Source organism: Parafrigoribacterium humi, from assembly GCF_040227205.1.
Classification (GTDB): domain Bacteria; phylum Actinomycetota; class Actinomycetes; order Actinomycetales; family Microbacteriaceae; genus Parafrigoribacterium_A; species Parafrigoribacterium_A humi.
Genome location: NZ_JBELOA010000001.1, coordinates 726,502 through 742,336 on the forward strand (window position 1 = coordinate 726,502; position 15,835 = coordinate 742,336).

At 64.6% G+C, this 15,835-nt stretch carries 7 protein-coding genes; 4 read left to right on the forward strand and 3 right to left on the reverse strand.

What is annotated here, in order from left to right:
- Window positions 1-845 precede the first annotated feature (845 nt).
- Entirely contained in the window at window positions 846-2,402 is a 1,557-nt protein-coding gene (locus ABUA28_RS03560; protein WP_349902550.1) for an HNH endonuclease signature motif containing protein, read from the forward strand.
- A gap of 427 nt (window positions 2,403-2,829) precedes the next feature.
- On the opposite strand, the gene ABUA28_RS03565 is transcribed toward ABUA28_RS03560, so the two are convergent.
- The 3 genes from ABUA28_RS03565 to speB form a co-directional block, all read right to left on the reverse strand.
- Complete coding sequence (locus ABUA28_RS03565; RefSeq protein WP_349902551.1) at window positions 2,830-6,711, reverse strand: DNA-directed RNA polymerase subunit beta'; 3,882 nt, start codon at window positions 6,709-6,711, stop codon at window positions 2,830-2,832.
- Between the two features lie 57 nt (window positions 6,712-6,768).
- Window positions 6,769-10,278: a DNA-directed RNA polymerase subunit beta gene (gene rpoB / locus ABUA28_RS03570; RefSeq protein ID WP_349902552.1), complete on the reverse strand. Its 3,510-nt coding sequence runs from the start codon at window positions 10,276-10,278 to the stop codon at window positions 6,769-6,771.
- Between the two features lie 385 nt (window positions 10,279-10,663).
- On the reverse strand, window positions 10,664-11,683 hold the full coding sequence (gene speB / locus ABUA28_RS03575) for an agmatinase (protein ID WP_349902553.1): 1,020 nt from the start codon (window positions 11,681-11,683) through the stop codon (window positions 10,664-10,666).
- A 160-nt stretch (window positions 11,684-11,843) separates the two neighbouring features.
- Here speB and ABUA28_RS03580 point away from each other — a divergent pair, with 160 nt between their 5' ends.
- The 3 genes from ABUA28_RS03580 (at window position 11,844) to ABUA28_RS03590 (ending at window position 15,834) form a co-directional block, all read left to right on the forward strand.
- The gene (locus tag ABUA28_RS03580; RefSeq protein WP_349902554.1) at window positions 11,844-13,520 is read left to right on the forward strand and encodes an APC family permease; all 1,677 of its coding nucleotides are present in this window, start codon (window positions 11,844-11,846) and stop codon (window positions 13,518-13,520) included.
- A gap of 45 nt (window positions 13,521-13,565) precedes the next feature.
- The gene (locus tag ABUA28_RS03585; protein ID WP_349902555.1) at window positions 13,566-14,432 is read left to right on the forward strand and encodes a spermidine synthase; all 867 of its coding nucleotides are present in this window, start codon (window positions 13,566-13,568) and stop codon (window positions 14,430-14,432) included.
- A 214-nt stretch (window positions 14,433-14,646) separates the two neighbouring features.
- Window positions 14,647-15,834: a PQQ-dependent sugar dehydrogenase gene (locus ABUA28_RS03590; protein ID WP_349902556.1), complete on the forward strand. Its 1,188-nt coding sequence runs from the start codon at window positions 14,647-14,649 to the stop codon at window positions 15,832-15,834.
- Window position 15,835: the final 1 nt, after the last annotated feature.

Genomic DNA, 15,835 nt, shown 5'->3' on the forward strand with positions numbered 1-15,835 from the left:
CCCCATTTCCCCGGAATCCCCCCGGAGGCCTAACGATAACGCGCCCGAATGGGTTACACCATACCCGCGATAGAGGGGTACAACAGCGAGTGCGGATCTTGTGGGCGCGTTCTTGCACGCGGGCCGAGCAGCGCGCTTGAGCACTGAGGAGCGCGGAACGGTTCTGCGGCGCCAGCGCCGACGGTTCCGAATGATCTTCTAGTGAGTCGGAGAACTAATTGATATTTCGCCGCTCGTGAGAGCGGCGGCGAGGCAATCAGCTATACGCAATGCGTCCGCCTCGGTTGAGCCGGGCTTTAGCCGCACTCCAAGATGTGACGATGGCATGTCGGCACTGTGAAGCGCAATGTCGACGCTTGGATCTTTGTCGCAGGCGCTTGACGCTTCACAACGAGGATTCACTACCCCGACTCCCCACGAACCGTCCTCACTGGACACGCGGTCATAGGAAGATGACGGTGACAGCGACCCAGCGCATCCGACGAAAAGAACAGTAAGCAGCGGAAACATCGCCATCGCTCGCACAGGCACGACTCCCTCGTTACCCGAGACAGCACCAGACAGCCTTTTGATACCGTCGGCGCCCCACCTAAATCGTAAGGCCGAGATGCATCTGGATATCGGCGGTACCGTTTGCTCGAAGCTCACTGTGCCGATCGATCCGGATGTCCGAGCGAAACGCCTCGAGCTTCAAGGGCGATACATCCTGAGCTCCAGAACTCTCGAACTGTTCAAGGGACTCGACGCGCTCACCAGGGCGATGGCCGATCGGCCGCCTATGATCTGCTCGGTCGCGAAGCTCTCTGCGACCTCTCGACTCCGCATCTCTTCTCCTCAAAAAATCTGTGGAGAAGAACTTGTCCACATTTTCTCGAATACGTGTTCGAATGTGGAAGACTTTTTGCATGTCCCCGTTCACCGATTCCCTTCACGCGATAGCGGCCGCCGCCGCCGCGCTGCCTCGGGATTCGGCGACTCTGGCGGGGCTACCCGAAGACGAACTCTTGGCACTCCCGGGCTTGTTCGCAGACATCTCCCGGCAGCTGGAACCATCCGCCGCCGTGGTCGCGGGTGAACTCGCTCGTCGCTCCGCCCGAGAGTTCGGTTTCGGCGGGCTGGCGCAGCGCAGCGGGTTCCGTACCCCGGAGCGGTTGCTGCAACAGTTGACCGGATCGACCAGTCGCGAGGCGGTGAAGCTGGTGCGGACCGGGGCGATCATCCACGAAGCCGAACTCGTTTCCGCCGCAGAGAAGACAGGCGGGGTCCCGCGGGAGCTGAGTAAGCCGTGGCTGGTCGCGGTCGGCCGTGCCGTCATGGCGGGTGAGTTGTCTCTTGAGGCCGCCGACGCGATCCGCGTCGGCTTGGGCGCCCCAACAGATGACATCGCCGCCGACGCCCTCGCTGCCGCGGCCGAGCGATTACTGGGCGACGCGGGCGGCCTGAACGCCGACCAACTCCTGACCCGCGCCTGTGCCCTCCGAGACGACCTGGACGAGGCCGGCATTGCCGATCGGGAACGTGCCAGGCGCGCCGCGCGCACGTTTCGCCGCTATCGCAGACCAGACGGCATGACCGCGTACTCGCTGGTGGCCGACCCGGAAAACGCCGCCTACCTCGACGGCATCTACGACTCCCTCACTTCTCCCCGTCGTGGCGGACCACGGATGGTCGACCTGGCCGACAAGACCCGTGCGCTATCCATCGAGGCCGATCCGCGCACACTGGAGCAACTCGCGTTCGACGGGATCATGGCCGTACTGCGCATCGGGGTCAGTACCGACGAGAAGACCGCCGCACGCAGCGTGCTCGGCTCTCGCCGCCCCGCCGTGCGCGTGCTCGTCACCCGGGCGACCCTCGAGCAGAGTGGTCAAGCTCATCAGAGTGGTCAGGCCAGGCAGGGCGGTGATACTCCACAGCGAGGCCACGGGCGTATCGAAGGGCAGCCGTCCCCAGTGTCCATCGACACGGTCGAGCGAGCCCTCTGCGAGTCCGGAACCGTGCCGGTGGCCTTCGACAGCGAGGGCCAATGCGTCGACCTCGGCCGCGAACAACGCCTCTACACCGCCAGGCAACGCATCGGGTTAGCCGCCCGCGACGGCGGATGCCGCTGGCCCGACTGCGACAGACCCGCCTCCTGGTGCGAAGCCCACCACATCAACCAATGGGCCAGAGATCAGGGAAACACCGACATTGCCGACGGCATCCTCCTCTGCCGATATCACCACCTCTTGCTGCACGACAACCACTGGGACATCACCCGGACCGGCGGCCAGTACTGGCTACTACCACCAGCAGACGAAGATCCTGCTCGCACCCCACAAGCCATGCCCTCCACGAGCGAAGCACTACATGACCTGCAACGAGAACAACGGGAACCGAAAGAACTCCGACGAACCGGGTAAGGCTCTCTCTCGGATTGAGGCCGCTGCTCAAGTAGCGCGCGAAGGACGAGGCCGCTGCTCGAGTCGCGCGCGAGGGACGAGCCCGCGTGTCGAGACCGGGACGGGATGCAGTCGCTAAGGAAACTATTGCCCGAGGGGGTCAATTCAACGGGCCCAGTACGGTGCTCGATACGCTCGTGCCTCGCTACTCCAACGAGTGAGTCGGTGGTCGAGCAGCCAACGAAGGAGTCATACTCGTGCTGAGCAGCCGCCCGCGGCGTATCCAAGCATCGAGACCTCTCTCGGCCACGATACGGCCTACAGTACGGCCACGAGCGGCCTACTCGATCCGCGTGCACAGGAACGACGAACGGCCCGCCACCGTGAGGTGACGGGCCGTTCGCTCCGGTCTCGATACGGTCGCTGCGCGACTTACTCGACCAGCGGGTTAGTTATAAGTGCCCGGCGTGTAGTCGTCGGAACTGAAGCTGTCGAAGTCGACGAAGCTCAGGTCTGACTCGCTGAACACCGACTCATCCGTGAAGATGCGGTTCGGGTAGCGCTCTGCCTTGGCCTCTTCCGTGGCCTCGACCGACACGTTGCGGTACTTCTGGAGACCGGTACCGGCCGGGATCAGCTTTCCGATGATCACGTTCTCCTTCAGGCCCATCAGCGGGTCGGACTTGCCCTCCATGGCGGCCTGCGTGAGAACACGCGTGGTCTCCTGGAACGACGCGGCCGACAGCCACGACTCGGTCGCGAGCGACGCCTTGGTGATACCGAGCACTTCCTGACGAGCGGATGCCGTCTTCTTGCCCTCGGTGAGCACCTCGCGGTTCAGCTCGTTGTACTTCAGGCGGTCGACGAGCTCACCAGGCAGCAGGCCCGTGTCGCCGTGATCGACGACCGTGACCTTACGAAGCATCTGGCGAACGATGACCTCGATGTGCTTGTCATGGATCGGAACACCCTGCGAGCGGTAGACGCCCTGCACGCCCTCGACGAGATGCTGCTGCACCGCGCGGACACCGCGGACACGAAGAACCTCCTTCGGGTCGATAGCGCCGACGTGTAGCTGCTGGCCGAGCTCGACGTGCTGACCGTCCTCAACGAGGAGGGTCGCACGCTTGAGCACCGGGTAGGCGATCGGCTCGTCACCGTTGTCGGGGGTGAGGATGAGCTTGCGGCTGCGATCCGTGTCCTCGATGGTGATCTTTCCTGCGGCCTCGGCGATCGGGGACGCACCCTTCGGGGTGCGGGCCTCGAACAGCTCGGTGACACGGGGAAGACCCTGGGTGATGTCATCCGCGGATGCCACACCACCGGTGTGGAAGGTACGCATCGTCAGCTGCGTTCCGGGTTCGCCGATCGACTGGGCCGCGATGATGCCGACGGCCTCTCCGATGTCGACGAGCTTTCCGGTGGCGAGCGAACGACCGTAGCAGGTCGCGCACACACCGACCGCGGACTCACAGGTGAGCACGGAGCGCACCTTGGCGTGGGTGATACCCGCGTCGATGAGCTCCTGGATCAGCACGTCACCGACATCCGCACCCGCCTTCGCGATGACCTTGCCCTTGGCGTCGACCGCGTCCTCGGCGAGGCTGCGAGCATAGAGCGAGTTCTCGACATTGCTGTCGCGCACGAGCACGCCGTTCTCATCGGCCGTGGCCACGAGCAGGTCGAGACCGCGAGTCGTGCCACAGTCGTTCTCGCGGATGATGACATCCTGCGAGACGTCGACGAGACGACGGGTGAGGTACCCGGAGTCCGCGGTACGCAGAGCGGTGTCTGCCAGCCCCTTGCGGGCACCGTGGGTCGCGATGAAGTACTCGGCGACCGAGAGGCCCTCGCGGTAGCTCGAGATGATCGGGCGAGGGATGATCTCACCCTTCGGGTTCGACACGAGCCCTCGCATACCGGCGATCTGACGAACCTGCATCCAGTTACCACGGGCACCGGAAGTGACCATGCGGTTGATGTTGTTGTCAGACGGCATGTTGTCTTCCATCGCCTTGGCGACTTCTGCGGTTGCCTTGTTCCAGATCTCGATGAGCTCCTGACGACGCTCCGCGTCGGTCGTGAGGCCCTTCTCGAACTGGGTCTGGACCTTCGCGGCCTGCTTCTCGTAACCCTCAATAATCGTGCGCTTCGACGGCGGGGTCAGCACGTCGGACAGGGCGACGGTCACACCGGAGCGCGTTGCCCAGTGGAATCCGGCATCCTTGATCCGGTCGAGTGCCGCGGCAACCGCAACCTTCGGGTAGCGCTCGGCGAGGTCGTTGACGATCGCGGAGAGCCGGCCCTTGTCTGCCACAGCCTCGATGTATGGATAGTCCTCGGGCAGCGTCTCGTTGAAGATCGCACGGCCCAGCGTGGTCTCGAGCAGGAAGCGCTCACCCTCGACGAAGCCCTCGGGGGCCGCGCCGTCTGCGAAGTGCAGGCCATCCAGGCGGATGCGCACCTTCGCGTTCAGGTCGAGCGTCTTCTGGTCGAACGCCATGATCGCCTCGGCGATGGAGCCGAACGCGCGGCCCTCACCGACCACGCCCTCCTTGAGGGTCGTGATGTGGTGCAGGCCGATGATCATGTCCTGGGTCGGCAGGGTGACCGGGCGGCCATCCGACGGCTTGAGGATGTTGTTCGACGCGAGCATCAGGATGCGCGCCTCGGCCTGTGCCTCGACGGACAGCGGCAGGTGCACTGCCATCTGGTCACCGTCGAAGTCGGCGTTGAACGCGGCACACACGAGCGGGTGCAGCTGGATGGCCTTACCCTCGACGAGCTGAGGCTCGAAGGCCTGGATGCCCAGGCGGTGCAGGGTTGGTGCGCGGTTCAGCAGCACGGGGCGCTCGCGGATGATCTCCTCCAGCACGTCCCACACCTGGGGACGGCTGCGCTCGACCATGCGCTTGGCGCTCTTGATGTTCTGCGCGTGGCTCAGGTCGATCAGGCGCTTGATCACGAACGGCTTGAACAGCTCCAACGCCATCTGCTTGGGCAGGCCACACTGGTGCAGCTTCAACTGCGGGCCGACGATGATGACAGAACGGCCGGAGTAGTCGACGCGCTTGCCGAGCAGGTTCTGGCGGAAACGACCCTGCTTACCCTTGAGCATGTCGCTCAGGGACTTGAGGGCACGGTTGCCCGTTCCGGTGACCGGACGACCGCGACGACCGTTGTCGAACAGGGCGTCGACGGCCTCCTGCAGCATCCGCTTCTCGTTGTTGACGATGATCTCGGGAGCGCCGAGGTCCAATAGACGTCGAAGTCGGTTGTTGCGGTTGATCACTCTGCGGTAGAGGTCGTTGAGGTCGGAGGTCGCGAAGCGGCCGCCGTCGAGCTGCACCATCGGGCGCAGCTCCGGCGGGATGACCGGAACGACCTCGAGAACCATGGCCGCGGGCGAGTTGCCGGTCTGCAGGAACGAGTTCACCACGCGCAGGCGCTTGATGGCACGGATCTTCTTCTGGCCCTTGCCGTTGGCGATCTGGTCGTGCAGGTCGTCGCTCTCCGCCTGGAGGTCGAAGGTCTGCAGGCGCTTCTGGATGGCCTCGGCGCCCATGTGGGCCTCGAAGTAGATGCCGAAGCGGTCCTGGAGTTCGTGGAAGACGGCATCCTCGGGCTTGAGGTCGCCGACCTTGAGGGTGCGGAAGTCTTCCCACACGCGCTCGAGCTGGGCGATCTGCTCGTCGAAGGACTTGCGCACGTGGCCCATTTCCTTCTCGGCACCATCCTTGGTGCGACGCTTCTGGTCGGCCTTCGCACCCTCTTCTTCCAGGGCGGCGAGGTCGGCCTCGAGCTTCTGCAGGCGCTCCGCGATGCGGGAGTCCCGCTGGCCCTCGAGGGTCTTGATCTCGAGGCGGATCTCGTTCTCGAGACCGGGCATGTCGTCGTGACGGCCCTCCTCGTCGATCGAGATCACCATGTACGCGGCGAAGTAGATGACCTTTTCGAGGTCCTTCGGAGCCATGTCGAGCAGGTAGCCGAGGCGGCTCGGAACACCCTTGAAGTACCAGATGTGGGTGACGGGCGCCGCGAGCTCGATGTGACCCATGCGCTCGCGACGCACGGAGGACTTGGTCACCTCAACGCCACAGCGCTCACACACGATGCCCTTGAAGCGCACCCTCTTGTACTTACCGCACGAGCACTCCCAGTCGCGGGACGGGCCGAAGATCTGCTCTCCGAAGAGGCCGTCCTTCTCCGGCTTGAGCGTGCGGTAGTTGATCGTCTCCGGCTTCTTCACCTCGCCGTGCGACCAGCGACGGATGTCGTCTGCTGTCGCGAGACCGATCTTGATTTCGTCAAACGCGTGAACGTCGAGCAATGTTTTCTTCCTTCTTCAGAAATCTAAAGTCTGCTGTGCTGGATGAACTACGGGCGATCAGATCTCGTCCACCGAGGACGACTCGAACCTGGCCGAGATGTTGATACCGAGTTCCTCTGCAGCACGGAAGACCTCGTCATCCGTATCGCGCAGGTTCACTGCCGTTCCATCCGCCGCAAGCACCTCGACGTTCAGGCACAGTGACTGCATCTCCTTGATCAGAACCTTGAAGGACTCCGGGATGCCCGGCTCCTGGATGTTCTCGCCCTTGACGATCGCCTCGTACACCTTGACGCGGCCGAGGATGTCATCGGACTTGATCGTGAGCAACTCCTGCAGGGCGTAGGCCGCACCGTATGCCTCGAGCGCCCACACCTCCATCTCACCGAAGCGCTGGCCACCGAACTGTGCCTTACCACCCAGCGGCTGCTGCGTGATCATCGAGTACGGTCCGGTCGAACGAGCGTGGATCTTGTCGTCGACCAGGTGGTGCAGCTTGAGGATGTACATGTAGCCGACAGAGACCGGCAGCGGGAACGGCTCGCCGGAGCGACCGTCGAAGAGCTGCGTCTTTCCGGTGCCGTCGATCAGGCGGTCGCCGTCGCGCGTCGGGTTGGTCGAGTCGAGGAGACCCTCGATCTCGGTCTCCAGAGCACCGTCGAACACCGGGGTCGCGACCTTCGTGCCCGGGGCGACCGAGAGTGCATCCTGGCCGAGCTTCGCGGCCCACTTCGGGGAGCCCTTGACCTCCCAGCCCTGCATCGCGGCCCAACCGAGGTGAACCTCGAGCACCTGGCCGAAGTTCATGCGACCCGGGATACCGAGCGGGTTGAGGATGATGTCGACCGGAGTTCCGTCGGCGAGGAACGGCATGTCCTCCACCGGCAGGATCTTCGAGATGACGCCCTTGTTGCCGTGACGACCGGAGAGCTTGTCGCCCTCGGTGATCTTGCGCTTCTGGGCGATGAACACGACGACCCGCTGGTTGACACCCGAGCCGAGCTCGTCGTCGCCGTCCTGCGCGTCGAACACCTTGACGCCGATGATCGTGCCCTCTTCACCGTGCGGAACCTTGAGGCTCGTGTCACGGACCTCGCGGCTCTTCTCGTTGAAGATCGCGCGGAGCAGGCGCTCTTCGGCGCTCAACTCGGTCTCACCCTTCGGCGTGACCTTTCCGACGAGGATGTCACCGGGGTGAACCTCGGCGCCGATACGGATGATGCCGCGCTCGTCGAGGTCAGCCAGGAGCTCCGGGCTGACGTTCGGCAGGTCGCGAGTGATCTCTTCCTTACCGAGCTTGGTGTCGCGGGCGTCGACCTCGTACTCCTCGATGTGGATCGAGGAGAGCACGTCATCCTTCACCAGGTTCTGGTTGAGGATGATCGCGTCTTCGTAGTTGTGGCCCTCCCACGGCATGAACGCCACGAGGAGGTTCTTGCCGAGCGCGAGCTCGCCGTTCTCGGTGGCGGGGCCGTCGGCGAGAACCTGTCCGGCCTCGACGCGCTCACCCGCACTGACGATGACGCGGTTGTTGTAGGAGGTTCCCTGGTTGGAACGCTCGAACTTGCGCAGGTAGTACTCCTGCGTTCCGCCCTCGTCGAGCTGAATGGTGACCGCATCGGCGGAGACCTCGGAGACGACGCCGGCCTTGTCGGCCGTGACGACATCCCCGGCGTCGATGGCCGCGAACCCCTCCATGCCGGTTCCGACGATCGGGCTCTCGCTGCGCAGCAGCGGAACGGCCTGGCGCTGCATGTTCGCACCCATGAGCGCGCGGTTTGCGTCGTCGTGCTCGAGGAACGGGATGAGCGAGGTCGCGACCGACACCATCTGGCGCGGGGAGACATCCATGTAGCCGATGTCTTCGATGGGGAAGAGGTCGACCTCTCCACCCTTCTTGCGCGCGAGGACGCGAGGCTCTGCGAAGCGTGCATCTGCCGTCAGCGGTGCATTGGCCTGGGCGACGACGAACTCGTCTTCCTCGCTCGCGGTGAGGTAGTCGATGGTGTCGCTGACCTTGCCCTTGATGACGCGGCGGTATGGGGTCTCGATGAACCCGAAGGAGTTGATGCGCGCGAACGAGGCGAGCGATCCGATCAGACCGATGTTCGGGCCTTCAGGAGTCTCGATCGGGCACATGCGGCCGTAGTGGCTGGGGTGAACGTCACGAACCTCGACGCCTGCACGCTCACGCGACAGACCGCCGGGGCCGAGGGCGCTCAGGCGACGCTTGTGGGTCAGGCCCGCGAGCGGGTTGTTCTGGTCCATGAACTGCGAGAGCTGCGAAGTGCCGAAGAATTCCTTGATCGCGGCGACGACGGGGCGCACGTTGATCAGGGTCTGCGGCGTGATCGCCTCGATGTCCTGCGTGGTCATGCGCTCGCGGACGACGCGCTCCATGCGGGAGAGACCGGTGCGAACCTGGTTCTGGATGAGTTCGCCGACCGCGCGGATGCGGCGGTTGCCGAAGTGGTCGATGTCATCCACGTCGAGGCGGATGTCGACCGGCTTGCCGTCGCGAACACCCTTGATCGTGGCCTGCTCGTCGTGCAGCGCGACCAGGTACTTGATCGTCGCGAGGATGTCTTCGCGGCTGAGCACCGACTCGCTCAGGGGCTCGTCGATGCCGAGCTTGCGGTTGATCTTGTAACGACCGACCTTGGCGAGGTCGTAACGCTTCGGGTTGAAGTAGAAGTTGTCGAGAAGCGCACGCGCTGCCTCTGCCGCAACCTGCTCACCCGGACGGAGCTTGCGGTAGATGTCCTTGAGCGCCTCCTCCTTGGTGAGGATGGTGTCCTTCTCGAGGGTGAGCTCGATGGAGGCGAAGCCCTTGAACTCCTCCAGGATCTCCTCGCTCGTGAGGCCGAGGGCCTTCAGGAAGACGGTAACGGACTGCTTGCGCTTACGGTCGATACGAACGCCGACCTGGTCGCGCTTGTCGATCTCGAACTCGAGCCATGCACCGCGGCTCGGGATGATGCGTGCGGAGTAGAGGTCCTTGTCGCTCGTCTTCTCCTGTGCCCGGTCGAAGTACACGCCGGGGGAACGGACCAGCTGGGAGACCACGACACGCTCGGTGCCGTTGATGACGAAGGTGCCCTTCGGGGTCATCAGCGGGAAGTCGCCCATGAACACCGTCTGGGTCTTGATCTCACCCGTGAGGTGGTTCATGAACTCGGCCTCAACATAGAGGGGAGCGGCGAAGGTCTTGCCCTTCTCCTTGCACTCGTCGATCGAGTACTTCTTCTCCTCGAGGAACGGGTTCGTGAAGGAGAGCTGCATGGTCTCGCCGAGGTCCTCGATCGGGGAGATCTCTTCGAAGATCTCCTCAAGGCCGGTGAGCGACGGGAGGTCTTCGCGACCCTCCGCCTTCGCCTGCGCGGCGCGCTCCTTCCAGACGTCGTTTCCGACGAGCCAGTCGAAGCTCTCCGTCTGCAGTGCGAGCAGATCGGGAACAGTGAGCGTGTCTGTGATCTTCGCGAACGAGAGACGCTCGTGCGAGCGACCGTTCTTGGGAGACGCGTTCTTGGATGAATTCGTGGTGGATGCGTTGCGCGCAGCAGCCAAGGAAATAACCTCCGGGGCCTCGCTAAAGGCCGGTTACAGTCGGTGATATGTGGGCTTCACGACTCTCCAGAACCCCATAAAGATATGCCCGAGTTGTGATGCCCTGGCATGCGCAGCCGACCGCAATATGAAGGCAGAGATTATCTGGGAGCGCAAAGAACAACTATAGGCGCGCGACACACCGTTGTCTACTTGTTTCTTGACCAATTCTGCAAAAGCGAGTATAAACGCAGCGTTTACCCAGTTTTCCCCGGAGCACTCGACCCCCGGGAACGGGTCAGAGCAATGGCCTGTGCCTGATCCCGCACCCCCGACTTTCGGAAGATGGTGTTGGTATGGCTCTTGACCGTTGAGGCTGCGCATTCGGGCGACCGCGGCGACGAACTCAGGCTTTGGCGGCCCGATTCTTGTAGGCGAGGGCGGCGAGGGCCTCCCAGATGAGGCCGTGCGCGTTGTTGATGGTGACATCCGCGTGGTCGTATGCCGGCGCCACCTCCATCACGTCCATCGCCACGACGTTCGTGTCGAGCACGATCTGGCGCACCACCCGCAGCAGGTCGATCGGCGCGAAGCCGCCGGGGGCGGGGGTGCCCGTCGCCGGCGCGAACGCCGGGTCCAGCACGTCGATATCGATGGAGAGGTAGATCGCGTCCGTACCGTCGAGGGCCTCGGCCACGACATCCTTCATCACCTCTTTGACGCCGCGCTCCCAGATCTCCTGCATCGGATGGTGCCGCAGGCCGTGGGCGCGCATCCACTTCTGGTCTTCTTCGCCCGGCCAGTAGCCGCGGAGTCCGACCTGGATGAAGTTGTGGCCGGGGATCGCACCGGACTCGATGAGGCGCCGCATGGGCGAGCCGTGACTGGCGAGGTTGCCGTCGATCTGGTCTGCCGTGTCTGCGTGGGCGTCGAAGTGGATCATGCCCACCGTGCCGAAGCCGTGGTGCTCTGCGACGGCGGTCGCGGCGGGCCAGGTGATCGAGTGGTCCCCGCCCAGGATGATCGGGATGATGCCCCGGCTGGCGATCTCGCCCACCCGCTGGTGGATGGCGTCCTTCGAGGCCTCCCACATGCCGTGGCTCATGATCGCGTCGCCGTAGTCGACCACCTCGAGGTGGTCGAACATCTCGATTCCGAGGTCGAGATGGTAGGTGCCGGGATCGTAGGCGTTTGCCCGCATGGCGCGCGGGCCGAAGCGCGCACCCGGCCGATTCGTGGTGTTGTCGTCCCACGGGGCTCCGACGATCGCGACATCCGGCTGCCACGCGTCGAGCTGCTCCGGCTCGGTCAGCAGCGGGCGCATCCCGAAGGTGGCCGGGCCCTGGAACGAGGATGCGTCGAGCTGGGTCCGCATGCCGGCCGGGATGATCCTGATGGGCGCTGGTCTCTGGGCGTCATTGCTCATTCTCTGACCATACCCGGACGCGCCCCGACGACCACATTTGGGACTCCGCAACACACACCTGACTTTCAGGACTCCGGAATAGCCTGCCCGCTGAGGTTGACTCACTCGACGCCACACTGTCTACGCCGCACCAGCCGACCGGCCGAGACGGGAGACGACGATGTCAACGACGACCAAAAACACCGTGTCCACAGAAGGTCTGAAGCTCCGAAGGCACGTCGGCCCGGTTGGCCTGCTGTTCGCCGCCATCGGGTCGATCATCGGCTCCGGCTGGCTGTTCGGTGCGTACAACGCCTCGATCATCGCGGGGCCGGTGGCGATCTTCTCCTGGATCATCGCCGGCATCATGATCATGCTGATCGGCCTCTGCTACGCCGAGCTCGGCCCGATGTTCCCCATCTCCGGCGGCGTCATCCGTTTTCCCCACTTCGTCTGGGGATCGTTCGGCAGCTACTCGCTCGGCTTCATCACCTGGATCGCAACCGCCGCGGTGCCCGCGATCGAGGTGGAGGGCGCGCTGACCTACGCGACGAAGTACGCGCCGCTGACCACGCGCGCGACGGCGAGCGGCGTAACCGTGCACGTGCTCACCCCGCTCGGCATCGTCGTCGCGGTGATCCTGCTCGCCCTGTTCGTCGTGCTCAACTACTTCGGCGTTCGACTGTTCGCCCAGATCAACAACGTGCTCGTGTGGTGGAAGCTGTTCGTCATCGTTCTCGTTATCGTGGTGTTCCTCGTCACGGCCTTCGCCACGACCAGGATGGGCACGCCAGCGAACTTCACCTCCCACGGCTTCGCGCCGAACGGCTGGGTGGCGATCTTCACCTGCATCTCGACTGCGGGCATCAGCTTCTCGTTCCTCGGCTTCCGGCAGGGCATCGAACTTGCGGGCGAGACCTCGAACCCGAAGCGCAACATCCCGCTGGCCATCATCGGATCGGTAGGCATCACCGCGATCATCTACGCGCTGCTGCAGATCGCCTTCACCCTCGCCGTGCCGACGCACATTCTGGACAAGTCCGGCAACTGGGCCGGACTCGTCTTCACGAACGATGCCGGGCCACTCGCCGCCCTCGCCACGGTCGCCGGTCTCGGCTGGCTCGCGTACATCCTGTATTTCGACGCGATCATCTCACCGACGGATACCGGGCTCATCTACACGACAATTGCCGCGCGGGTCTCCTACGCGATGGGACGCAACGGCAATTCGCCCCGCTGGCTCGCCTCGAACAACCGTCACGGTGTTCCGTACTGGAGCCTGCTGGTGACCTTCGTCGTCGGGGTGTTCCTTCTCCTGCCGTTCCCGAGTTGGCAGCAACTGGTCGGGTTCATCACGAGTGCGACCGTGCTCTCGTTCGGCTCTGGCCCGCTCGTCGTCGCCGTGCTGCGACGGCAGTTCCCCGAGCTGAAGAGGCCATTCACACTCCCGGGCAAAGACGTGATCCCGTGGCTCGCGTTCTACTGCGCCAACCTCATCGTGTTCTGGGGCGGCTGGGACACCAACTACAAGCTGTTCATCACCATCCTGATCGGCTACGTCGTGCTCGTGCTGTTCCAGGTGCTCGGCACGAAGAGCGAGCGGCCCCCACTGGACTTCCGCGTCGCCGCGATCTGGGTTCTGCCGTACCTCATCGCCATGGCACTGTTCAGCTTCTTCATGGATCCATCCATGCACCCCGCACTGTTCGGCTGGGCCTTCCTCGTGAACATCGTCATCACCGGCGGCATCTACTGGCTGGCCGTGCACTTCCATCTACCGAAGGAGAAGATGGGCGAGTACATCGCGGATGCCTCGGGCGAGTCGCAGGACGATGAAGCGCACACACCTGCAGTGTGAGTCGGGCCTGCACTGTGAGTCGGACGCGGATGGGATGATCGAGGGGTGAAGGAATACCCCTCGGCCCACCTGAAGAACAGCGGCTACCGCGCTGTGATCGAACCGGATCGCTGGGTCGACGGAGCATTCACCCTCGTCGTGGATGGAACGCCACAGTCCCACGTGAACCTCGAGGACCCCACCCAGCTCTTCTTCGAATACATCCAGCGCATCGGGCACGTGATCGATCAGCTCGGGATGCCCGGGGAACCGCTCACCGCCGTGCACCTCGGCGCGGGCGCCCTCACCCTCCCCCGCTACATCGAGGCGACCAGGCCGGGCTCCCGTCAGCAGGTCATCGAGCTCGAGACCGATCTCGTGGACCTCGTGCGCGCGGAGCTGCCGTGGTCGAAGCAGGCATCGATCAGGGTACGGCACGGCGACGCCCGCGAGGTGCTCGGGAAACTGCCCGGCGGCCTGCACGGCACGGTCGACCTCGTCGTCGTCGACGTGTTCAGCGGAGCCCGCACGCCCGCTCACGTCACGAGCATCGAGTTCTACCGCCAGGCCGTCTCGCTGCTGAAGCCCGACGGCGTCATCGTCGCGAACATCGCAGACGGCCCCGGCCTCGTCTTCGCGCGGGGGCAGGCGGCAACCATGCTCGACGCGACGGGCAACGTTGCCGCGCTCGCCGAGACGCAGATTCTCAAGGGGCGCAGGTTCGGCAACATCGTGCTCGTGGGGTCGAGGAGCGAACTGCCGCTCGACTGGATGCCGCGCCTGCTCGCCGGGGGTCCTCATCCGTCGAAGGTGGTTGCGGGGGCCGAGCTGCGAGACCTCATCGCCGGTGCGCCCGTTGTGACCGACGCCACGGCCATCCCGTCGCCGCCGCCGTCGAAGAACGTGTTCCAGGTGGGGGCGCGGCGCGAGTAGGTCCTGACCCGGCGGTTCCGCGAGGGGTCGTCGTGAATCGCACCAAAGACTGGACCGACGTCGCAGGCTCCGGATTGTTGGTGATTTCCGCCCTTAAAACTGGTTTTTAGGGCGGAAATCACCAACAATCCCGAGCTGTCGAAAGAGACGTGTAGCCAACAGCCTTCGCGTAGGGGAAGCTGGAACAACGGATGCCGAGGCCGGGAGGCGACAGATGTCCAGAACGCGTGGCTTCGCCGCGACAGTGGGCGGGCTCGGGCTCGCCATCGCGATCACTCTCGGCGGGTGCACCTCCACGCCGCCTGCACCACTGGCCTCTTCGTCGGCGCCGCTTCCCACTTCGAGCTCGACCAGTGGACCGGTGCAGCCCGTCGGAACGCCGACGGTGCTCGCCAGCGGACTCACCTCGCCGTGGTCGGTGGTGCGGCTGGCGAGCGGCTCCGCGCTGATCAGTGAGCGCAACACCGGCGTGGTCAAGGAGTTCGAGGCGAACGGAACCGTGCGCGAAGTCGGCGCGGTGCGCGATGTTGTCCACCGCGGCGAGGGCGGACTGCTCGGGATCGAGGTGCTCGGGGCGGAGCGGCTTCCGGCGAGCATGGATGGCGCGGGTGACACGGCCGGGGATGCGACCGACTCGAGTTGGCTCTACGCATACCTGACCACGGCATCCGACAACCGCATCGTGCGAATGCCGCTGCAGGGAGGCGCTGGCGACTACTCACTCGGTGCCCCGGAAAACATCCTCACCGGGCTCGCGAGAGCGAGCAATCACGACGGAGGGCGCATCAAGTTCGGGCCTGACGGCATGCTCTACGCGACGGTCGGCGACGCGAGTTCGCCCGGGAACGCGCAGAACCCGTCGTCGCTCAACGGCAAGATCCTGCGGATGACGCCCACCGGTGCGGTACCGAACGACAACCCGACGCCCGGCTCGCTCGTCTACTCGACGGGGCACCGCAATCCGCAGGGCCTCGCGTGGGACTCGAGCGGCCAGCTCTGGGCCGCCGAGTTCGGGCAGAACGCCTGGGACGAGTTCAACCGCATCGAGCCTGGAGGCAACTACGGCTGGCCGACCGTCGAGGGCATCGCGAACAGGTCCGGGTTCATCGACCCGGTGCTCCAGTGGAAGACCTCGGATGCGAGCCCGAGCGGTCTCGCCCAGGTCGACGACACCTTCTTCCTTGCATCGCTTCGCGGGCAGAGACTCTGGGTGATCTACCCGGGGACGCCGTTCGACTCCGTGTCGTACTTCGAGGGGGACTACGGGCGCCTGCGCGACGTGATTCCCGGGCCGAACGGCACGCTGTGGATGCTCACCAACAACACCGACGGACGCGGCACCCCACGGCAGGGCGACGACCGTCTGCTCGAGGTGCGGCTGGGGCCGCTCGTCGAAGGCTAGG

Excerpts from the sequence above, each read along its gene's own strand:
- speB (WP_349902553.1), bottom strand. The coding sequence starts at position 11,683 with ATGAGCAATGACGCCCAGAGACCAGCGCCCATCAGGATCATCCCGGCC.
- ABUA28_RS03580 (WP_349902554.1), top strand. The coding sequence starts at position 11,844 with ATGTCAACGACGACCAAAAACACCGTGTCCACAGAAGGTCTGAAGCTC.
- ABUA28_RS03590 (WP_349902556.1), top strand. The coding sequence starts at position 14,647 with ATGTCCAGAACGCGTGGCTTCGCCGCGACAGTGGGCGGGCTCGGGCTC.